Genomic DNA, 19,936 nt, shown 5'->3' with positions numbered 1-19,936 from the left:
GTCGGAGGCGGGTGGTTGGCTGGGGACATGGACGGACGAGAGAGCGCGAGGCGGTTGGCAGAGCTGCTCGCCACCGCGCGACGCGACGAGCGGCAGGCGCAGGTGCGCCAGCTTGTCCTCGTGTCCGACCTCGTCGACGCCTACGACACGACGGCCGACTCGACGCTCCCCGGCACGGAAGGCCTGATCCCCTCCGGCGCGGACGGCACCCCGCTGGTGGCCGAGTTCCTCGCCGCTGAGTTGGGTCCGATCCTGCAGGAGTCCATCCCCTCGACGTGGAACCTGATCCACGACGTGATGAACCTGCGCGAGCGGCACCCTCTGCTCTGGCAGGCCGTGCTGGCGCTGCGGGTCCCGGTCTGGCAGGCCCGCAAGGTCGCCGGCGCCTGCGCAGAACTCGGCCTGGAGGCCGCACTGTGGGTGGACGGACGGCTGGAGGGGGACTGGGGGCGTCTCGCGTGGGGGCGTGTGCAGCGCAAGCTGCGCGGGTTGATCCTGGCCGCCGACCACGAGCTCGCCCGGGCCCGCGCCGACGCCCGCAAGCACGAGCGGTTCGTCCGGGTGACCCACGAGGGCGACGGCGCCTCGCTGGTCGTCGCCCGCCTGGACACGCGCGACGCCCTCGCGCTGCAGGACGCGGTGGCCTCCATCGCCCGCAGCCAGGTCGCCGACGGCGCGATGGAACCGCTGCCCGTGCTGCAGGCACGCGCGTTGGGTGCCCTGGCGACACCGTCCGAGGCCGGGCCGCTCCCCCGCCAGGCCGCGACCCTGGTCGTCCACGTCGCGCGCGAGACACTCGACGACCCCAGCTCTGGCGTGGCGCGCGCCGACGACGTCGGTCCGCTGCTCCTGGAGCAGGTCACGAAACTCCTGCGGGGCCGCCACGTTCGTCTGCTGCCGGTCATCGACCTCGCCGGCGATCCCGGGGCGGATTCGTACGAGATCCCCGCCCACGTGGCCCGGCAGGTGCGCGTCCGTGACCCGTTCAGCGTGTTCCCCTTCTCGAACAGCCGCAAGGGCGACCTCGACCACACCGCGACCTTCACGAAACAGGGTCCGCGCCGGCAGAGTCGAGCCTCGAACCTCGCGCCCCTGGGCCGCCGCGAGCACAGACCGAAGACGCACGGTGGCTTCACGATGACCCAGCCGGCTCCCGGCATCGTCGAGTGGGAGACTCCGCTCGGCTTCCACTACCGCGTCCGCCACGGACGGAGCCGGCGCATCACCGCGCGGGAGGTCCTCCCCCACGACCCGACCGGTCGGTGTCACTTCTATCCACCGCCGGAACACGGGCTGAGGTACGTCCCGCGTGGGTAGGCTCACCGCATGCTGCCCATCGCGCTGCCCGTCGAGCCCATGCTCGCGCGCGCGGTGCCGGCTGTGCCGCGCCCGGGTCGCCCGGGTGAGTGGAGCTACGAGCCCAAGTGGGACGGTTACCGGTGCATCGTCGCGCGCGACGGCGACCACGTGGATCTCTGGAGCCGGAGCCTCAAGCGGCTGACCGACTACTTCCCCGAGGTGGTCGCCGCCTGTCGGGTCCACCTGCCCCCACAGGTGGTGCTGGACGCCGAGCTCGTCGTCCGGACCGGATCGCCCGGCGCCCAGCACCTCGACTGGGAGGCGTTGAGCGTCCGGATCCACCCCAGCGCGCGGCGGGTGGCCCAGTTGGCCGCCGAGACCCCCGCGGAACTGGTGTGCTTCGACCTGCTCGCCATCGCCGACCTCGACCTGACGCCGCTCCCCCAGCGTGAGCGCCGCGACGCGCTCGTCGCGCTGCTGGCGGGGCTCCCCTGCGACGCACCGATCCACGTCACCCGTGCGACCGAGGATCCCGACGAGGCCGAGGAGTGGTTCCGGTCCTTCGAGGGGGCCGGCCTGGACGGCGTCGTCGCCAAGCGCACCGACGCGCCGTACGCCCCGGGTCAGCGGGTCATGCTGAAGGTCAAGCACGCCCGCACGGCTGATGCGGTGGTCATCGGCTACGGGCTGTCGAAGTCGGGATCGGGCGTGGGGTCGATCCATGTCGGCCTCTTCGACGACGGCGTCCTGCTCCCGGTCGGCGGCATCGGCGCATGGCCGGACGCCGTGCGCTCGCAGCTCGCGGCGGTCCTGGAGCCCTTGGTCCTCACCGGGGAGGAGGCCGACGACGCACCCCGTCCGAAGGACCTGACCCGGACCGGGGTGCGTGAGTTCGTGCCCGTCCGGCCCATGTTGGTGGTCGAGGTGGCGTTCGATCAGGTGGAGGGCAAGCGGTTCCGGCACGCGCTGCAGTTCGTGCGGTGGCGTCCGGATCGCGAGCCCGAATCGTGCACGCTGGACCAGGTCGAGCGGGCGCCGGCCTACGACCTGGACGCCGTCCTGCGCCCCGAGGCGTGACTCACGCGGCCTGACTCACGCGTAGGACGTGAGGTCGGGCTCCCCGCGGGACATCGCCGCGAACATCGCCTTGGCCTTCTTGTCGTCCCACAACACGCTCGAACCCGCCCTCGTGGTGGCGTTCGGGTCGGCCACGGGCACCATCAGCGTGTCGCCCTGTCCGGTTGCGATGCGGAAGCCACCGTTGGCGAGGCCGAACAGCTCGCCCGGCCCGGTGTTCTCGCCGACGGTGATGCCACGCGAGAGGGAGGAGTTCAAGCCGAACCACCGCGGCGGGATCAGGATCGTCATCGGCGAGACCGCCTTCTTGGCCAGCGCCGAGATCATCTCGCGCTGGCGCTGGGCACGACCCAGGTCACCCTCGGGGTCGACCTTGCGCATGCGCACGTACCCCAGCGCCGTCGCGCCGTCCATGAGTTGGCAGCCCGCCGGGATGTCGAGGTTCGACGCCGGGTCCTTGATCGCGGTCGCGGGACACATCTCGATGCCACCCACGGCGTCCACGACGTTGGCGAAGCCGCCGAAGCCGATCTCGGCGAAGCCGTCGACGCGGAGTCCGGTGTTCTGCTCAATCGCCTGGACGAGGAGTTGGGGGCCGCCGAACGCGTAGGCAGCGTTGATCTTGTTCTTGCCGTGCCCGGGGATCGGCACGTAGGAGTCACGGGGTACCGAGATCAGCGCGGCGCGACCGCTCGGCGGGACGTACAGCAGCATGATCGTGTCGGTGCGCCGGCCCGCGTCGTCGCCGGTGCCGAGACGGGCCTGCTCCTCGGGGGACAGGCCCTCGCGGGAGTCCGAGCCCGCGAGCACGAACACGGACCCGGGCGTGTCCGCCGGACGGTCGCCCGCCGGCTCCGCGTCCACCCGCGGCATGAACGGCCAGGTCGCCAGGGGGACGCCGATGACGTAGGCCAACAGCAGGACGACCACCCACAGCAGCACGCGGCCACGCCGGCGGGGGCGTGCGGCGGGGGGAGGAGGAGTGGGCTGCGCGGGCCGGGCCTGAGCCGGCGGGGCGGGGTGCGCCTGCTGCGCCGAGGCCCGGGAGCCCGGTTCCCCGTAGTGCCCGACCGGGGTCGGCTGGCCGTACCGCGTCGGCTCGGGCTCCTGGGGCGACCGCGGGGACGGGTCGGTCGCATCACCCTCGGCATAGCGTCCGCGGCGGTAGAGCCAATCCTCGTCGTCGGTGGAAGTCACCCCACCAAGCTAGCCCCCTCCGCAGCCGGGGACATCGGACTCCGGGCCGAAGTCAGAGGACCGCCACCACCGAGCCGACCCGCTCGCCGTGTCCGAACACCGGGACGTCCCCCAGTCGGGCAACCGCGTCGGCGTCCACGCCCAAGCCGGCGAGCACGGCGGCCCCCACGACGCGGGCAGCTCGGGCCCCGTCCGCGACCTTGACCGCCACGCCGCGCCCGTCCGGCAGGCCCACCGCGAGCACGGCCTCGGCGCCCTCCTTCGCGATCACTCCGGGCACGTCCGCCATGAGGACGCTGTCGGGACGGCCGGTGCCGCCCACGAGGAACGGGTGGGCGACCATCGCCGCGGCCACCCGCGCCTCGTCGCCGGAATCGGCCGAGGCCAGCCGCCCGAAGGCGCGCGCCAAGCCGCTGAGCGCGATGGCGTGGTTCGGGGCCCCGCACCCGTCGGTGACGGTGGCGACGACCGGCGTGCCCGCCAATTCCTCGACGACCTCACGGGTCAACTGCTGCAACGGGTGCTCGGGAGCGAGGTACGTGTCGAGGTCCCACCCCGCAGCGACGCACGCGCGCAGCATGCCCGCGTGCTTGCCGGAGCAGTTCTGGGCGATCCGCTCGTCGCGGTCCCCGGACGCCAGCCACGCGACCAGCGCGCCCTCGCCGATCGGTCGGCCGGGCGTGTTGCGCAGCGCGTCCTCCCCCAAGCCGGACGCGCTGAGCGAGGCCCGGACGCCGGCCAGGTGGCGGGCTTCGCCGGAGTGGGAGGCGCACGCGAGCGCGAGTGCCTCGCCGGCCAGCGGGGCGCCCGCCCGAAGCATCGCCACGGCCTGGAGGGGCTTCAGCGAGGAGCGGGGCAGGATCGGGGTGTCCGAGTCGCCCCAAGCGCGTTCCACGGTGCCGTCCGGTGACACGACCAGGGCCAGGCCCCGGTGGACCGACTCGACGAAGTTCCCTCGGACGACGTGCGCCACGACGGGCGCCTCCACCAAGCTCATGGGTCGCAATCTAGACCAACGGCCCGTCGGACCCCGGACGACGGCAACCAGCATCCTGAGATTTTCCTTAAGGTTCTCAATGTCTTAGCATGACGGGGTGCGTTTCCTGACCCCGCTCCGTTCGCTCGCCGTCTCGGCGGTGGCGCTGGCGGTAGCCGCTTCCACGGGCGTGGTGGCGGCGTCGATGCCGGCCCCCGTCCCCGAACTCGCCGTCCCCTCGATGCAGGGCGTCGTGACGATGGCCGACACCCAGGCGGCCGAACGCCAAGCCCTGATCACCAGCCGTGACGCCGAGCGCCAGGAGCTCGAGACCGCTCTCGCGGCGGCCGTCGAGCAGCGCAAGGCGGAGCTCGTGAGCACGTCCGGGGCCATCGATGCGACCCAGGAGGCCGTCGACAAGGCGGCTGCCGAGAAGGCCGGCGCAGAGAAGGCCGCCGCAGAGAAGGCGGCAGCCGACAAGGCCGCTGCCGACAAGGCGGCAGCTGAGAAGGCGGCAGCTGAGAAGGCCGCTGCTGAGAAGGCGGCCGCCCAGGGCGGCACCCCGGCGCAGAACCGGGAGCTCGCGCGCCAGTTGGCGTCGTCGCTCTACGGCTGGGGAGGCACCCAGTTCACGTGCTACGACAACATCATCATGCGCGAGTCCAACTGGGACGAGCGTGCCGACAACCCGACCTCCAGCGCCTACGGCATCCCCCAGGCCCTGCCGGGCAGTCGGATGAGCAGCGAGGGCGCGGACTGGCGTACCAACCCGGCCACCCAGATCAAGTGGGGCCTGAAGTACGTCAAGGAGCGCTACGGGACACCCTGCAGCGCCTGGTCGTTCAAGCGCGCCAACGGCTGGTACTGACGCAGCGGGCTGGTGCTGACGCAGCGGCTAGGCTGGTCCGGTGACCGATCAACCGACCTGGCCGCCCCAGCAACAGCAGCCACCGGCCGGCTATCCCACCACCTGCGCCTACCATCCCGACCGCCTCGCCGGCGTCCGCTGCCAGCGTTGCGGCAATCCGATCTGCGGTGAGTGCATGGTCGAGGCCCCGGTCGGGCACCAGTGTCGGCAGTGTCTGGCCCAGGGCCTCGCGATGACCCGACAGGCCGAGGGTCCCTACGGTGGCCGCCGGTCGACGAACCCCGCGCTCACGACCATCGTCCTGATCGCCGCCAACGTGGCGGTCTGGCTCGCGATCACCCTCACCGGCGGACGCCTCACGAGCCTCCTCGCCCTGACACCGGGCGGCATCTGCGAGACGCAGGGCCAGTCCTACGTCGGCGTCCCGGCCGACGTCTGCATCGCCCAGGGCACCTTCCTCCCCGGTCCGCTGGACGGCGGGTGGTGGCAGATCCTCACCTCCGCCTTCGTCCACATCAACCCGCTGCACATCGGCATGAACATGCTCGCCCTGTGGATCCTCGGGCCGGCGATCGAGCGCGTGCTCGGCCGGGCACGGTTCCTGGGCGTGTACTTCGTGTCCGCCCTGCTCGCATCCGCGTTCATCATGTGGCTCGCCCCGCCCACGACGACCACGTTGGGCGCCTCCGGTGCGATCTCCGGGCTGATGGGCGCCCTCCTGGTGCTCGTGCTGCGCCATGGTGGGGACGCGCGGACCGTGCTGATGTGGATCGGCATCAACGTGGTCATCACGATCCTGGGCAGCGCCGGCATCTCCTGGCAGGGGCATTTGGGCGGCTTCGTGGGCGGCATCCTCGCGACGCTGCTGGTGGTGGCGCTCCGCAAGTCCCGCCCGTGGCAGTGGATGGCCCTGGCAGCCCTCGGCGTCCTGGCCCTCGTGGCGATGGCGCTCAGGACCTTGGTCGGCTGACCCGCCGACTCCTCAGGCGTCGCGCGTCGGCCGCACGGAGACCACGACCGAACAGGGGCGGGCGCCGTCCCCGTCGTCGTACTCGGCCAGCAATGCCTGCAGCCGCTCCCGGAGCTCGTCCCGTCGGGCGCCGCCGGTGCGAATGACACGGCGCACCACCACGGACTCTCCCTCGTCGTCGGCGGATCCCGCCTCGTGGAGGTAGGCACCGATACCGGCGGCCGTGCGGCCGGCACGCCAGGCGAGTCGGGTGGTGCGGTAGGGGATCTCGAGGGCGTTGCGGGAGCCGCGCCGACGGCCCTCGGGTGCGAGGAACCCGGTGGAGACGAGCGTACGCACGTGGTGGAGCATCGACCCGGGGTTCACCCCCAGCCGGTCTGCCAGTTCCTTGTTGGTGAGCGCTTCGCTCAGGCAGGCGCGGATCACCCTCCAACGGACCGGGTTCGTCAGGGCCCGGGCCCGCGAGGCGATGAGCTCGTCGTCGAGCACCTGCGCCGTCTCGTCACAGTGTGCGACCAGTTCCTCCACCATGCTCCCCTCGGGTCTCGCCTCCGGTTGTGCCCCCTCGGAGATCCTGCCACATCCCGTCGAACGCCGCCCCGCGGGCCCCGGGGAGGCCTCAGGGGGACCCCCGGGTCGCCCGCAAGAGACCTCTGGCAGGGTGGAAGCGCCGCGGCCGAACGGGCCATCCGCCCACCGGCCGACGAACCGAAAGGACAACATGGGACTCTTCGATTCGATCAAGGACGCCCTGACCACCGACGACGCCGAGCAGTACGAGGCGTCCCAGAAGGCCCTCGCCAAGGCGCAGGCCGACTTCGACCGGGTCAAGCAGGAGGTCGGGACCCGGGCTGACCCGGCCTCCCGCGCCAAGCTCGACGGGGCCGAGCGGGCCGTCACCGAGGCCCGTACCAGAGTCGACGAACTGGCGGCCAAGGCGGGCCTCAACCACCCCGACCCGGCCGCCGACGCCACAGCGGCTCAGGCCCAGGCGGACGCGGACGCGGACGCCCAGGCCCAGCGCGACGCCGACGCCGTGGCCCGAATGAAGGAGCGGCAGGCCCGGTACGCCGAGGAGCAGGCCGCGCAGGCCGCCCCGTCGGCGGCACCGGCAGAGGCTGCGCCCGCCGAGCAGGCTGCCCCCGCTGAGCCGCCTGCCCCGGCCGAACCCGCGCCGCCCGCCGCCGAGCCGCAGTACCGCGAGTACACGGTCGTGAAGGGCGACACCCTCTCGGAAATCGGCCAGCGCTTCGGGGTGAAGTGGCGCGACATCGCCGCGCTGAACAACATCAAGAACCCGGACCTCATCCACCCCGGAGAGGTCTTCCGCATCCCGAACGCCTGACATCGGCCTGCACCGCGACGCCCGCCCCCTCGGGGCGGGCGTCGTGTCATGCTGAACGCCATGATCCTCATCGACGAGCCGGCCTGGCCGGCGCACGGGACGATGTGGGGACACGTGGTCTCCGACACGTCCCTGGAGGAACTGCACTCCTTCGCCCGCGCCACCGGGCTGCCGGCGCGAGGGTTCGACCACGACCACTACGACTACCCCCTGTCCCGCCGGGACGACCTGGTCACGGCCGGAGCGACCCTGCTGCCGTCCACCCTCCTGGTGCGCCGGCTCATCGCGGGCGGCCTGCGCGTCCGTCCGGCCCAACGGACGCCGTCGCGTCCGGTCGCCGCCGCCCACGCGCGGGACGCGTGGGCGGGGCTGCTGCCCGGGCAGGAAGCCCTGCGCGAGGAGCTCATCGGCCGGTGGGGCGAGGAGCACCGGCGCTACCACGACCTGCGCCACCTGTCCTCGTGCCTGGCGGCGCTGGGCTCGCTGGGCTGCACGGATCGCGTCGTCCACCTCGCCGCGTGGTTCCACGACGCCGTGTACGACGGCGTCCCGGGGGCGGACGAGGAGGCGTCCGCCGTGCTGGCCGAGGAGCGCCTCGCGGGCGTCCTGCCCCCCGACGAGGTGGCGGAGGTGGCCCGGCTCGTCCGGCTCACCGCGTCGCACGCGCCGGAACCCGGCGACGAGCGGGGCGCGATGCTGGTGGACGCCGACCTCGCGATCCTCGGGGCGCTGCCGGGTCGCTACCACGTGTACACCCGGGACGTCCGCCTGGAGTACGCCCACGTGCCCGAGGATGCCTTCGTCGCCGGCCGCGTGGGCGTGCTGAGGCACCTGCTGGCCCTCGACCCGCTGTACCGGACGCCCACCGGCGTCCACCTGTGGGCGGAACGGGCGCGGGCGAACATGACCGCGGAACTGGAGGCCCTGACCGCGTGATCGGCGCAGTTTCCCGGGAAATTGGCACGGGTGCGGGCATTGGTGGCACGGTGGGATCCATGACGCTGTTGAGACCGCTGGGCGAGGAGACCTGGGCCGACGCCACGTGGCCTCTCGGGGCACACATCGACCCGGCCGACGGCACGACCACGTTCGCGGTGGCCGCCCCGAAGGCCACGCGCGTGACCCTGGAGTTCTTCCCCGAGGCCCTGGACGCCGACAGCGAGTTGAGCGTCCCCCTGGCCCGCGGCGAGGACGGCGTGTGGCGCGGCCGGGTGGCCGGCGCCCGCCACGGCACCCTGTACGGCTTCCGGGCGTGGGGCACGAACTGGCCCTGGGACAAGGGGTGGGAGCCCGGCTCCACCGCCGGCTTCGTCGCCGACCGCGACGACGAGCTGAACCACTTCAACCCCAACAAGGTGCTGTTCGACCCCTACGCCCGCGAGGTCACCCACAATCCGATGAGCGTCGGGCCGCGGCGCGCGTGGTTCGGCAGCGGTCCCATCGACGTCGACGGACGCCCCGGGCGCACCATCGACACCGCCCCCATCGCCCCCAAGGGCGTCGTCGTCGAGGACGACACCTCGTTCGGCACCCATCCGAAGCACCCCGAGGAGGACAACGCGATCTACGAGGCGCACGTGAAGAACCTCACGCTGCACCCCTCCGCGGCCAGGCTCGGCGACCTCCTGGCCGGCGCCCCCGGCTTCGACGACCTGCCCAGCGTGCCGGACGCGCTGCGCGGCACCTACGCGGGCGCCGCCCTCATGGCGCCCTACCTGAAGTCACTCGGCATGACGGTCATCGAGCTCCTTCCCGTCCACGAGACCGACTCCGACCAGGTCGGCCCGGTCGCCGGCACGACGAACCACTGGGGCTACCAGACGCTCGCGTTCTTCGCCCCCAACCGCGACTACAGCTCCGACAAGAGCCTCGGCGGGCCGACGCGCGAGTTCAAGCAGATGGTCAGGGCCTTCCACGACGCGGGCATCGAGGTGTTCCTCGACGTCGTCTACAACCACTCCGCCGAGGGCGGCAACTGGGGCGGCGACCTCGATTCGGCCGGCTTCACCACCCTCGGGGGATTCGCGACCACCGAGTACTACGCCCTCACCGCCGACGGCGGTCTGATCGACGGCGCCACGGGCACGTCGAACCAGATGAACTTCTCCTCCGACATCACGTGCCGACTCGTCCTGGACTCGCTGGCCCACTGGCACGACGTCATGGGCGTCGACGGGTTCCGTTTCGACTTGGCCCCCGTCCTGGGGCGTCGGCCCAACGACTCCGAGGCCGAGGACTGGGAGGCCCAGCGCCGCTTCTTCCCCGAGCACCCGTTGCTCCGTGAGACCCGGACGTGGGCGCGCCGCAACGACGTCGAGGTCATCGCCGAGGCCTGGGACCTGTGGGGCTACGAGGTCGGCAACTTCCCGTCCGGCTGGGGCGAGTGGAACGGCCGGTTCCGTGACGCGATGCGCGCCTACCTGAAGGGCGACGGCAACACCGACGACTTCATGGCCTTCTTCAACGGCGACTGGTTGCACTTCAACGACTCGGGCGGCCCCCAGAAGTCCATCAACTTCGTGACGGCCCACGACGGGTTCACCATGTTCGACCTGGTCTCCTACAACGACAAGGTCAACGACCAGCCGTACCCGTTCGGTCCCTCCGACGGCGGCTCCGACAACAACATGAGCTGGGATTCCGGTGGCGACCAGGCGTTGCGCCGGACCCGCTGGCGGAATTTCTGGCTCGTCACGTTCCTGGCCCGGGGCGTCCCGATGATCGTCTCCGGCGACGAGTACGGGCGCACCCAGAACGGCAACAACAACCCGTGGTCGCTGAACACCGTCGGCATCTGGAACAACTGGGCCCAGGCCGGGTCGAACGCCCCCACGCAGGAACTCGTGGACCCGTCCCAGCCGGACCTGCCCGGCTACCACGACGTGGTTGGCGCCACCGCCGGCCCGGACGGCGTCAACCCGCTGCTGGTGTTCGCCCGCTACGTGGCCCGCCTGCGCGCCGGCCAGGAGACCTTCCGGCAGCGCACGTGGGGTGACCTGGAGATCGGCGGGGACGCCGTCAGTTACGTCTACTTCGGGACCGCGCTGAACGACCCGCCGCGTCCGGGCGACCGTCAGCTCGCCGTCGCCATCGACTCCGGCAAGTCGGACGGGGACGACTTCTGGGTGCTGCTCAACATGTACGACGAGCCGGCCACCTTCGACCTGGGCGAGTGGCAGGAGAACTCCGACAACGCCCACGAGTGGCACCGGATCATCGACACCGCACCGTGGGCCGAGGCCGAGGGCAACTGCTGGCCGGTCGAGGAGGGGCTCCCCGTCCAGGGCGAGTACACGGTGGAGCCGTGGTCGATCGTCGTGCTGCAGGCGCGCCCGACCGAGCCGGAACGCGAACCCGAGCGCTTCTGGGGACGCCTGGGTGGCATCCAGTTCGACCGGTCCGGACGGCTGCACCTGCGGGGCTTGTGGGACTCCATCTTCCCCCGCACCCGGCGGGGGACGAGCCCGGAGACCCCGCCGGTGGTCAGCCCGCCAGCAGGGACTGCAGACGAGCCAGACTGAGGTCCCAGCCCTCGCGGGTGCGCTCGGCATCGTCCGGGTCGGTGAAGTGGTCGTGCGTGAGCACGAGGTCGGTGCCGCCGTCATCGTTGGGCCGTAGCTCGACGAGCAGCGCCGTCGTGTGGGCCTCGTGCTCCCACCGCCAGGTGCACTCGAGCAGGGTGGGTGGTTCCAGGCGCACGTAGGCACCACCGGCGATGTACTTCCCACCCATGTTGATGCGGAAGGCGCCGCCCTCACGGGCGTCCGCGTGGGCGGACACGGTGAGGTCGGGGTTGGGGCACATCCAGTCGTCCATCTGGTTGGGCTTGGTCAGGGCGTCCCACACGCGCGCCGGCTGGGCCGGCAGGGCACGCTCGAGGCGGATGGAGGTCATGGCGACTCCTCTCGTCGCGTCGAGCCTAGGCGCCTGCGCCCGCTTCGGGAAGGGCGTCGCGCGCCGCGACGAACGCGTCCACGCAGGCGCGCACGTCGTCCGTGCTGTGCGCGGCCGACAATTGGACGCGAATCCGCGCCTTGCCGCGCGGCACGACCGGGAAGCTGAACGGGATCACGTACACCCCGTGTTCCAGCATGTGCTGGGCAATCGCACCGGCCTCGCGAGCCCCCTCCTCGCCGGGGAACATGACCGGCGTGATGGGGTGGGGCGGCACGTCGTCCGGCCGGACGACACCCTCGCCGGTGGCGCCCCCGAACGGATCGAGGTCGAAGCCCGCCCCGGTCATCAGCTCGCGGAACAGCCGCGTGTTCTCGACCAGGCGCGCGCGGGCGGCCGCGCTGCCCTCGATGGACGCCAGCGCCGCGAGCGATCCCGTCACGACCGTCGGCGCCACCGAGTTGGAGAAGAGGTACGGACGGGCGCGCTGGCGCAGCAGCGCGACGATGTCGGCGTGGGCGCTGACGTACCCGCCGGACGCCCCGCCCAGGGCCTTGCCCAAGGTGCCGGTGAGGATGTCCACCCGGTCGGCGACGCCGAACAGCTCGGGCGTACCGCGTCCGCCCGCACCGACGAAGCCGACGGCGTGCGAGTCGTCGACGAGCACGAGCGCGCCGTGGGCGTCCGCCAGGTCGCAGATCTCGCGCAGGGGCGCGTAGGCGCCGTCCATCGAGAAGACGCCGTCGGTGACGATGACCTTGAACCGCGCGTCCTTCGCGGCCTCCAACTGGACGGCGAGGTCGGCCATGTCGGCGTTCCGGTAGCGGTACCGCTGCGCCTTGCACAGGCGGATGCCGTCGATGAGCGAGGCGTGGTTCAGCTCGTCGGAGATGATCGCGTCCTCGGGGCCGAACAGCGCCTCGAAGACGCCGCCGTTGGCGTCGAAGCAACTGGAGAACAGGATCGTGTCCTCGGTGCCGAGGAACGCGCTGATCCGCCGCTCGAGCTCGCGGTGCGGGGTCTGGGTGCCGCAGATGAACCGGACGGACGCCATCCCGAAGCCGTAGGCGTCCAAGCCGTCATGGGCGGCGGCGAGGATCGCGGCGTCGTCGGCCAGGCCCAGGTAATTGTTGGCGCAGAAGTTCAACACGGTGTGCTCGGCGTCCTCAACGCCGATCCTGGCCGCCTGCGGGGTCGTGATCACGCGCTCGCGCTTCGTCAGGCCGGCTGCCTCGATGTCGCCGAGGGTCGCCTTGAGGTGGTTCTCGAAGTCTCCGTACATGGTGTCCTTTCACCGGCGACGGCTCACCAACCTAGTGGGTGGCGGCCAGGATCTCCTCGTACAGCCGCACGTGGTCGGCGGTCATGCGCGCGGCGGAGAAGCGCGCCTCGACGTCGGCGCGGCAGGCCGCCCGGTCGAGTTCGGCGGCCCGGGTCAGGAGCCCGGCCAACTCGTCCTCGGGAGCGAGGAACCCCGTGGCGTCCGGCCGGACGATCTCGGGCGCCGATCCGCGGGGCGTGGCCACCACGGGAGTCCCCGTGGCGAGGGATTCGATCATCGCCAGACCGAACGGTTCGTCCCACTGGATCGGGTTGAGGAGCACGAACGCATCGCCCAGCAGCTCGTACTTCTCGGCGTCCGACACCTCGCCCACGTACTCGTGCTCGCTCGTGAGCAGGGGTCGCACCTCGGCCTCGAAGTAGTCGCGCTCCTCCCTCTCGCGCATCTTGGCCGCGATGCGCAGCGGCACGCCGGCCTCCCGGGCGATGCGGAGCGCCTGGGCGACCCCCTTGGTCGGGCTCATGCGTCCGAGGAAGGCCGCGTACCCCCCGGACCCGGCCCCGGCCGGGATGCCGTCGCAGTCCAGACCGTGGTGGATGACCCGGGCGATGGGGCAGTCCACGGCGTGGCCGGCCTGGTTCTCGGAGATCGCCACGATGGCCGTGTCGGGTGCCATGGCCCGGAACAGCACGAGGGTCTCGGCCGTGAAGGGCCCGTGGTTGGTGACGACGACCGGAACGCCGCTTGGACGCCCCCGGTACAGGGGGCCGATCAGGGTGTGGTCGTGGATGAGCTCGACGTCGGCCAGGGCGGCGTAGGCGTGCACCATGTGCGCGACCCCGGACGCCATCCCGTTGAGGGCCTCGTAGTCGGACGCCATCGTCCCCGGCACCCGCGGCACCGGGCAGGTGCTGTCGGACGATGCGGCGAGGAGCACCTCATGGCCGGCGTCCTGCAGGCCCCGGGCCAGGAGGTCGACGACGGCCTCGGTGCCCCCGTACGACAGAGGGGGCACGGGGACCCACGGCGGTGCGACCAGTCCGATGCGCATGATCGTCCCTGCTCTACCCAGTCCTCGACAGGCGCAGCGCGCGGGGGCTGGATTCGACCAGGAAGTCCCGGCCCTGCGCGCTGAACGTGAGGCTCCCGCCCGCGAGGGGCAGCTTCTCCACCCGGATGGTGCCCAGGTCGGCGGGGAGGACCGGCGACAACTGGAGCCGACGCTGGGGGACGTCCGGCTCGAGGCGCAGCAGCACCCGCAACAGGTGGATCGGGGTGGCGGCCGCCCACGCCTGGGGCGAGCAGGAGGTCGGGTAGGCGATCGGCTCGGGGTGCAGCCCGCGGTCGAACCCGCAGAAGAGCTCCGGCAGGCGTCCACGGAAGTGCACCGCGGCCTCCAGCACCGCGGACGCCACCCGCGTGGCCTCCTCCACGAACCCGTAGCGCATGAGCCCGTGCGCGATGATCGCGTTGTCGTGGGGCCACACCGAACCGTTGTGGTAGCTCACCGGGTTGAACGCGCCCATGGTGTTGGCGAGCGTGCGGACCCCCCAACCGGAGAACAGCGCCGGCGAGACGAGGTGCCCCGCCACGGACGCTGCCTTGTCGCGGTCGACGATGCCGCTCCACAGGCAGTGGCCCATGTTGGACGCCAGCGCGTCCACCGGTCGCTTCGCGCCGTCGAGCGCGATCGCGAACCAGCCCCGGTCGTCCAGCCAGAACCGACGGTTGAAGGCCTCCTTCAGGGCGGCGGCGCGTTCCTCGCACTCCGCGGCGCGCTGGTCATCACCCACGTGGCGGGCCAGCATCGCGCGATCCAGCCACGCCCGGTAGGTGTAGCCCTGCACCTCGCACAGCGCGATGGGGCCCTCGGCCATGGTGCCGTCGGCGAAGTTCACGCCGTCCCACGAGTCCTTCCACCCCTGGTTGATGAGGCCCTTGTCCGTGTGCCGGCTGTACTCGACGAAGCCGTCCTTGTCGCGGTCCCCCCACTCCTGGACCCACTGCAGGGCGCGGTCGGTGTGGGGCAACAGGGTCTCCAGGTCGTGGTCGGAGAGCCCGCCCCAGCGGTGGAGTTCGCCGACCAGGTGGACGAACAGCGGCGTGGCGTCGGCCGTCCCGTAGTAGATGCCGGTGCCGCCGAGGGCTTCGGTCGCCGCGCGCCCGTGGCGCACCTCGTGCAGGATGCGCCCCGGCTCCTCGTCGTTGGACGGCCGGAACTCCCGGCCCTGGAGGGACGCCAGCGTCTGGGCAGTGCCGAGGCCCAGGGAGCGATCCGCCGGGAGGGACAGGATCGACGTCAGGATCGAGTCGCGGCCGAACAGGGTCATGAACCACGGGGCACCGGCGGCGACGACGGTGCGTCCGGGATACATGGGCTCCTCGATCCGGAGCGCCGCGAGGTCGACCAGGCACCGGTGCAGCGCGGCCTGGACGTCCTCCTCGTCCGACTCGATCACCGGGAGGTGGGCCAGCCAAGCCCGACGCTCCTCGCGGAGGCGCTCGGTGTGGCGGTGGTGATCGTTCGGCTGCTCGACGTCGCTGGGCGTCCGGGTCGGGACCACCGTGAAGGTCGCCGACGCGGCACCCTTCGGGGGCACGGTCAGGGCGATCCGCAGGCCGTCCGACTGGACCGAGGCGCCGGGACACACGACGGTGGCGCGCCTGGTCAGGTCGTCCACCGTGGCCTCCAACCAGAAGGAGTCGGGCGTGGCGGAGCCCTGCCGGATGGCGTGGGTGGGACCGGCCAGTCCGCCCTTGACGTCGAACAGGTCGGCGAAGTCCGAGTCGAGCTTCATGTGCAAGGTGCACCGGGTCGCCTCGTTGGCGTAGTTGCGGACGGTCACCTCCTCGCGGAGCACCGACCCGACCGTCCGGTCCCGCTCGACGATCAGGGTGCTCTCGTGCCCCTCCGGGTTGCGCAGGCGTCCGAGGAAGATCGCCCGGTCCGAGCTCCGGGTGTAGACGTCCAGCGGCTCCACGTGGACCCCGTTGACGAGGAGGTTGAACCGCGACAGGGCTCGGGTGTCCCGGTAGAACCAGCCCTGGGCGGAGCCATGGATCATGTCGCCGTTCGAGGCCGACACGCAGAAGGTGGCCCCCTCGAGGATCGTGACCGCACCCGGGTCACCGCCGGCTGACGTACCTGCGTTCCACCCTGTCATGCCCGCCAGTATTGTTCACCGCACCCCGGGAGGCCAGAGGTGCCTCAGCTCCAGTCGAGGATGACCTTTCCACACTGGCCCGACCGTGCGGTGGCGAAGGCCTCCTCCCAGTCCTCGGCCGGGAAGCGGTGCGTGATGACCGAACGGACGGCGTCCTTGAGGCGATCCGACGTCGAGAGCATCGACGTCATGAGGTACCACGTCTCGAACATCTCCCGGCCGTAGATGCCCTTGATCGTGAGCATGTGGGTGATCACCTTGCCCCAGCTGATGGCGTAGTCGGACGCCGGCAGGCCCAGCATCGCGATCCTGCCGCCGTGGGTCATGTTGTCGATCATCTCCGCCACGGCCGCGGGCGCGCCCGACATCTCGAGGCCGATGTCGAAGCCCTCCTTCATGCCCAGCCCCAGCTGGACGTCCCGCAGGCGGGTGGTGCCCGAGTTCACGACCAGGTCGGCGCCCGCGGCGTCCGCCAGTGCGAGCCGGTAGTCGGACAGGTCGGTGACCACGATGTTGCGCGCGCCCGCGTGGCGGGCGATCGCGGCGGCCATCACGCCGATGGGATCGGCGCCGGTGACGAGGACGTCCTCGCCGGCCATCGGCCACTGCAGCGCGGTGTGGGTGGCGTTGCCCAGCGGGTCGAAGATGGCGCCCAGGTCGGGGTCGACCCAGTCGCGGTGCTTCCAGACGTTCTCGACGGGGAGCACCACGTAGTCCGCGAACGCCCCGTCCGTGTTGACGCCCAACCCGATGGTCCGGATGCAGAGGTGACGGCGTCCCGCTCGGCAGTTGCGGCAGTAGCCGCACACGATGTGGCCCTCTCCGGAGACCTTGTCGCCCGGCTGGAGCTCCTTCACCTCGTGGCCGACCTCGACGATCTCGCCGTAGAACTCGTGGCCGATCGTCTGGGGGACGCGCACCATCGAGGCGGCCCAGTCGTCCCACTGCTGCAGGTGCAGGTCCGTGCCACACAGCCCGGCCCGCAGCACCCGGATCTTGACGTCCCAGTCCCCGCACTCGGGCTCCGGGCGGTCCACGAGCTCGAGTCCCGGGCCGGCCTGCATCTTCGCCAGTGCTCGCATGCCTGCATCATGGCACCATGCCGCTGATCGACGAACCCCACCGCATTCGGCTCCCGCTGCGCTGGGGGGTCAACATTTCAGAGCGCGTGACCGGACGCCGGATGGTCCCGGCCCGCCTGCTCGCCCGGGTGCCGCGCCTCGCGCTGGGCATGGGGCTGCTGGAGGCCCTCGTCGAGCACCGGCGCCCCTCGGCGCGCGTCCTGCGCCTGGTGCGGTTGACGGCTTCGCTGACCGCCGGGTGCGCGTTCTGCCTCGACCTGAACTGGCACGACCACCACGCCGACGGCGTCACGGACGCCGACCTCGCCGCGCTGCGGTGGTTGGGTTCGCAGGCCGCCGCCGTGGCCGAGGCCGACCTCCCGGAACGGGCCCGCGCCTGGACGCACGGGGAACGGCTCGCGGTGCTGTACGCGCACGGGCTGTCGGTGACCCCGGCAGCGGTGGATCCCGAGGTCGTCACCGGGTTGCGGAAGGAGTTCGGCGACGACGACCTGGTCCGGCTGTCCGCCACGGTGGCCCAGGTGAACCTGTGGGCCCGCTTCAACATCGGACTCGGCGTCCCGCCGGCCGGGTTCACCGACGTGTGCGCCGTTCCGCGGACGTAGGCTCTGAGCCGTGCCGATCCCCGAACCGACTCCCGACCAGGTCGAGGCCGTGGCGTCCGCCCTGCGTGGGCGACCGTGGGTGGCCCTGACCGGTGCCGGCATCTCGACCGACTCGGGCATTCCCGACTACCGCGGGCCCGACAGCAGGCCGACGAACCCGATCCAGTACAAGGACTTCGTCCGGCATCCCGAGGCGAGGCGGCGGTACTGGTTCCGGTCGATGATGGGGTTCCGCAGCTTCGGTGCCGCGCACCCCAACGCCGGCCACCAGGCCCTCGCGGCGCTCGGCGTCCCCGTCATCACCCAGAACGTGGACCACCTGCACGCCGAGGCGGGCTCGCGCGAGGTGGTCGACCTGCACGGGCTGATCAACCGCGTCGTCTGCCTCAGCTGCGGCACGCTCTCCTCCCGCGCCACCCTGCAGGACCGCTTGGAGGCCGCCAACCCGGGCGTGACGGGCCACATCCCCGCCGGCTCGGCCGAACTGCGTCCGGACGGCGATGCCGACATCGAGGATCCCGACGACTTCGTCGTCCCTGCGTGCGACGTGTGCGGCGGCGTCCTCAAGCCGGATGTCGTGTTCTTCGGGGAGCCCGTTCCGAAGCCGCGCGTGGAGGCGTCCTACCGGATGATCGACGCGGCCGACGCCCTGCTCGTCGCCGGCTCGTCACTCACCGTGATGTCGGGCCTGCGGTTCGCCCTCCACGTCGTCAAGCAGGGCAAGCCGCTGGTGATCGTGAACCACGGCCCCACGCGTGCGGACGCGCTGGCCGACGTCCGGGTGGACGCCGGGACCTCACCCACCCTCGTCGCGCTCGCGTCGGCACTCTGACCCCCGTGATGCCTCATGTCAATACCTCCGGATGGATTAGGTCGTTGCCTCACCTGTGACCTCCGGTTCGGCAGGAGTCGTTGCCTCACGTGTCTCCTCCGGTTCAGCCGGTCGCGGCACGGCGTTGCCGGGCGGTACGGCCCTTGGCCTGGGCGAGGGCTTCGAGGCGTCCGGTGTGGTGGAGGATCTCGCGTTGCAGGGCACCGAGGCGAAGCTTCTTGAACCGGGCGTTCATCGTGATCACGGGCCGTTTCCGGGTCGCGGGGTGGGCGAGGGCACGCTGGTGCGGGGTGGCGGCCTGGTGGTACTTCTTGACGACCTTGGCGCCGTCGCGGTGCTTGGAGGCCAGCTTCAGGCTGGGCAGGAAGTAGTTCGCGAACGCGTCATCCAACGCCCAGATCCGGTTCAGCAGCTCGAGCTCGGCGTCGGTGTCGTACCGGTAGTAGCCGACCAACTCCCGCACCCGGGCCCAGTTCTTCTGCTCCACGTAACAGCCGTCGTTCTTCTTCCCCGCCCGCCCGCGCGTGAACGTGATCTTGCGGGTCTCGCAGTAGTGCAGGAAGTGGTGGTTGATGAACTCCGACCCGTTGTCGGAATCGATCCCCACGATCGGGAACGGGAACATCCCGGCGGCGTGGTCGATGGCCTCGATCACCCACCGACGGGCCCGGTTCGGCACCGACCGGTTCACCGTCCACCCCGTCGCCACATCGGTCATCGTCAACGTGTAGCAGTACTCACCCGAGGCCACCCCACCGTCGTGGGCGACCAGGTCGATCTCGACGAACCCCGGCGTCGCATCGTCCCAGTCAGCGAACGTGCGGATCGGGATCTGGTGTTTCAACAACGACCCCGGCTTGGTGTGCGTCCGGCCGCGTAGCGTCATCCGCTTCCGCTCCCCGGCGAGCATCCGGTCGATCGTGGCCGCCGAGATACCGGCCAACAACTCGGCCTGGGTGTCGTCCAAGACGATCTCCCCCTCCACCCGCAGCAGGGGCACCAGCACGGGCATGAACGGCGCCAGGATCTTCCCCGCCGGCGCCCGCAACAGGGTCCAACAGCGCACCAGGGCGGGCAGCAGGTCATCGCCGTAGACCCGCGACCGCGGCTTGCGAGGCCGGACCGGTTTGACGACCAGCACCTCCCGTAACGCCGCCCGCGCATAGTCACGATGCCAGCCCGTCAACTCGACCAACTCGTCCAGGATCCGCGACTTCCCGGCCCGGTCCGCCCCCTTGTAGGCCAACGCCTTCTTCACCGTGACAGCCCTGCGCTCGCTCAAGGTCAGCTCCATCCCCGGATCGTTCAGGCGGAGACCCTTACGCGAGGCAACGACACCCCCGAA

The 19,936-nt window shown here is 71.5% G+C and carries 18 protein-coding genes; 9 read left to right on the top strand and 9 right to left on the bottom strand.

Going from position 1 to position 19,936, the window contains the following annotated elements:
- The first annotated feature begins 27 nt into the window (after nt 1-27).
- Together AC5YDV_RS16020 and AC5YDV_RS16015 are read left to right on the top strand one after the other, a co-directional pair.
- Nucleotides 28-1,317 (top strand): hypothetical protein, encoded by a 1,290-nt coding sequence (locus tag AC5YDV_RS16020; RefSeq protein WP_496184546.1) that lies wholly within the window; start codon nt 28-30, stop codon nt 1,315-1,317.
- A 9-nt stretch (nt 1,318-1,326) separates the two neighbouring features.
- Complete coding sequence (locus AC5YDV_RS16015) at nt 1,327-2,376, top strand: ATP-dependent DNA ligase (protein WP_496184547.1); 1,050 nt, start codon at nt 1,327-1,329, stop codon at nt 2,374-2,376.
- A 15-nt stretch (nt 2,377-2,391) separates the two neighbouring features.
- Here the strand turns inward: AC5YDV_RS16015 and AC5YDV_RS16010 are convergent, their stop codons facing one another.
- Both AC5YDV_RS16010 and AC5YDV_RS16005 read right to left on the bottom strand, forming a co-directional pair.
- Complete coding sequence (locus AC5YDV_RS16010; protein ID WP_496184548.1) at nt 2,392-3,573, bottom strand: LCP family protein; 1,182 nt, start codon at nt 3,571-3,573, stop codon at nt 2,392-2,394.
- A 52-nt stretch (nt 3,574-3,625) separates the two neighbouring features.
- Nucleotides 3,626-4,570 (bottom strand): asparaginase, encoded by a 945-nt coding sequence (locus AC5YDV_RS16005; RefSeq protein ID WP_496184549.1) that lies wholly within the window; start codon nt 4,568-4,570, stop codon nt 3,626-3,628.
- A 97-nt stretch (nt 4,571-4,667) separates the two neighbouring features.
- Here AC5YDV_RS16005 and AC5YDV_RS16000 point away from each other — a divergent pair, with 97 nt between their 5' ends.
- Nucleotides 4,668-5,417, top strand: coding sequence for an aggregation-promoting factor C-terminal-like domain-containing protein (locus AC5YDV_RS16000; protein WP_496184550.1), 750 nt, complete (start codon nt 4,668-4,670; stop codon nt 5,415-5,417).
- 40 nt (nt 5,418-5,457) lie between these two features.
- Nucleotides 5,458-6,387: a rhomboid family intramembrane serine protease gene (locus AC5YDV_RS15995; RefSeq protein ID WP_496184551.1), complete on the top strand. Its 930-nt coding sequence runs from the start codon at nt 5,458-5,460 to the stop codon at nt 6,385-6,387.
- Nucleotides 6,388-6,399: 12 nt separating this feature from the next.
- Here the strand turns inward: AC5YDV_RS15995 and AC5YDV_RS15990 are convergent, their stop codons facing one another.
- On the bottom strand, nt 6,400-6,915 hold the full coding sequence (locus AC5YDV_RS15990; protein ID WP_496192526.1) for an ArsR/SmtB family transcription factor: 516 nt from the start codon (nt 6,913-6,915) through the stop codon (nt 6,400-6,402).
- Nucleotides 6,916-7,108: 193 nt separating this feature from the next.
- On the opposite strand from AC5YDV_RS15990, the gene AC5YDV_RS15985 reads away from it, so the two are divergent.
- Genes AC5YDV_RS15985 through AC5YDV_RS15975 form a run of 3 tightly spaced genes read left to right on the top strand, consistent with a single transcriptional unit; the run spans nt 7,109 to nt 11,253 of the window.
- On the top strand, nt 7,109-7,732 hold the full coding sequence (locus AC5YDV_RS15985) for a LysM peptidoglycan-binding domain-containing protein (protein ID WP_496184553.1): 624 nt from the start codon (nt 7,109-7,111) through the stop codon (nt 7,730-7,732).
- A 48-nt stretch (nt 7,733-7,780) separates the two neighbouring features.
- Complete coding sequence (locus AC5YDV_RS15980; RefSeq protein WP_496192525.1) at nt 7,781-8,668, top strand: DUF4031 domain-containing protein; 888 nt, start codon at nt 7,781-7,783, stop codon at nt 8,666-8,668.
- Between the two features lie 59 nt (nt 8,669-8,727).
- Nucleotides 8,728-11,253 (top strand): alpha-amylase family glycosyl hydrolase, encoded by a 2,526-nt coding sequence (locus tag AC5YDV_RS15975; protein WP_496184555.1) that lies wholly within the window; start codon nt 8,728-8,730, stop codon nt 11,251-11,253.
- Here AC5YDV_RS15975 and AC5YDV_RS15970 read toward each other — a convergent pair.
- Genes AC5YDV_RS15970 through tdh form a run of 5 tightly spaced genes read right to left on the bottom strand, consistent with a single transcriptional unit; the run spans nt 11,216 to nt 17,154 of the window.
- On the bottom strand, nt 11,216-11,626 hold the full coding sequence (locus tag AC5YDV_RS15970; RefSeq protein WP_496184556.1) for an SRPBCC family protein: 411 nt from the start codon (nt 11,624-11,626) through the stop codon (nt 11,216-11,218). The genes AC5YDV_RS15975 and AC5YDV_RS15970 overlap by 38 nt on opposite strands.
- Nucleotides 11,627-11,651: 25 nt before the next feature.
- A complete protein-coding gene (locus AC5YDV_RS15965; protein ID WP_496184557.1) occupies nt 11,652-12,908 on the bottom strand; it encodes a glycine C-acetyltransferase in 1,257 nt (418 codons plus the stop codon).
- A 31-nt stretch (nt 12,909-12,939) separates the two neighbouring features.
- Complete coding sequence (locus AC5YDV_RS15960; RefSeq protein ID WP_496184558.1) at nt 12,940-13,959, bottom strand: glycosyltransferase family 4 protein; 1,020 nt, start codon at nt 13,957-13,959, stop codon at nt 12,940-12,942.
- 13 nt (nt 13,960-13,972) lie between these two features.
- On the bottom strand, nt 13,973-16,072 hold the full coding sequence (locus AC5YDV_RS15955; RefSeq protein ID WP_496184559.1) for an amylo-alpha-1,6-glucosidase: 2,100 nt from the start codon (nt 16,070-16,072) through the stop codon (nt 13,973-13,975).
- A 44-nt stretch (nt 16,073-16,116) separates the two neighbouring features.
- The gene (gene tdh / locus AC5YDV_RS15950) at nt 16,117-17,154 is read right to left on the bottom strand and encodes an L-threonine 3-dehydrogenase (protein ID WP_496184560.1); all 1,038 of its coding nucleotides are present in this window, start codon (nt 17,152-17,154) and stop codon (nt 16,117-16,119) included.
- Between the two features lie 17 nt (nt 17,155-17,171).
- On the opposite strand from tdh, the gene AC5YDV_RS15945 reads away from it, so the two are divergent.
- On the top strand, nt 17,172-17,759 hold the full coding sequence (locus AC5YDV_RS15945; RefSeq protein ID WP_496184561.1) for a carboxymuconolactone decarboxylase family protein: 588 nt from the start codon (nt 17,172-17,174) through the stop codon (nt 17,757-17,759).
- 10 nt (nt 17,760-17,769) lie between these two features.
- Nucleotides 17,770-18,591, top strand: a complete 822-nt coding sequence (locus AC5YDV_RS15940) for a Sir2 family NAD-dependent protein deacetylase (protein WP_496184562.1) — start codon at nt 17,770-17,772, stop codon at nt 18,589-18,591.
- 103 nt (nt 18,592-18,694) lie between these two features.
- Here the strand turns inward: AC5YDV_RS15940 and AC5YDV_RS15935 are convergent, their stop codons facing one another.
- The gene (locus tag AC5YDV_RS15935; protein ID WP_496182577.1) at nt 18,695-19,885 is read right to left on the bottom strand and encodes an integrase catalytic domain-containing protein; all 1,191 of its coding nucleotides are present in this window, start codon (nt 19,883-19,885) and stop codon (nt 18,695-18,697) included.
- Nucleotides 19,886-19,936: the final 51 nt, after the last annotated feature.

It is taken from the genome of Propioniciclava sp. LT432 (assembly GCF_059515965.1).
This window is presented reverse-complemented; position numbering and strand designations above follow the sequence as displayed.

Excerpts from the sequence above, each read along its gene's own strand:
- AC5YDV_RS15985 (WP_496184553.1), top strand. The coding sequence starts at position 7,109 with ATGGGACTCTTCGATTCGATCAAGGACGCCCTGACCACCGACGACGCC.
- AC5YDV_RS16015 (WP_496184547.1), top strand. The coding sequence starts at position 1,327 with ATGCTGCCCATCGCGCTGCCCGTCGAGCCCATGCTCGCGCGCGCGGTG.
- AC5YDV_RS16020 (WP_496184546.1), top strand. The coding sequence starts at position 28 with ATGGACGGACGAGAGAGCGCGAGGCGGTTGGCAGAGCTGCTCGCCACC.
- AC5YDV_RS15955 (WP_496184559.1), bottom strand. The coding sequence starts at position 16,072 with ATGACAGGGTGGAACGCAGGTACGTCAGCCGGCGGTGACCCGGGTGCG.
- AC5YDV_RS15980 (WP_496192525.1), top strand. The coding sequence starts at position 7,781 with ATGCTGAACGCCATGATCCTCATCGACGAGCCGGCCTGGCCGGCGCAC.
- AC5YDV_RS16005 (WP_496184549.1), bottom strand. The coding sequence starts at position 4,570 with ATGAGCTTGGTGGAGGCGCCCGTCGTGGCGCACGTCGTCCGAGGGAAC.
- AC5YDV_RS15965 (WP_496184557.1), bottom strand. The coding sequence starts at position 12,908 with ATGTACGGAGACTTCGAGAACCACCTCAAGGCGACCCTCGGCGACATC.
- AC5YDV_RS15975 (WP_496184555.1), top strand. The coding sequence starts at position 8,728 with ATGACGCTGTTGAGACCGCTGGGCGAGGAGACCTGGGCCGACGCCACG.
- AC5YDV_RS15935 (WP_496182577.1), bottom strand. The coding sequence starts at position 19,885 with ATGGAGCTGACCTTGAGCGAGCGCAGGGCTGTCACGGTGAAGAAGGCG.
- AC5YDV_RS15960 (WP_496184558.1), bottom strand. The coding sequence starts at position 13,959 with ATGCGCATCGGACTGGTCGCACCGCCGTGGGTCCCCGTGCCCCCTCTG.
- tdh (WP_496184560.1), bottom strand. The coding sequence starts at position 17,154 with ATGCGAGCACTGGCGAAGATGCAGGCCGGCCCGGGACTCGAGCTCGTG.
- AC5YDV_RS15970 (WP_496184556.1), bottom strand. The coding sequence starts at position 11,626 with ATGACCTCCATCCGCCTCGAGCGTGCCCTGCCGGCCCAGCCGGCGCGC.
- AC5YDV_RS15945 (WP_496184561.1), top strand. The coding sequence starts at position 17,172 with ATGCCGCTGATCGACGAACCCCACCGCATTCGGCTCCCGCTGCGCTGG.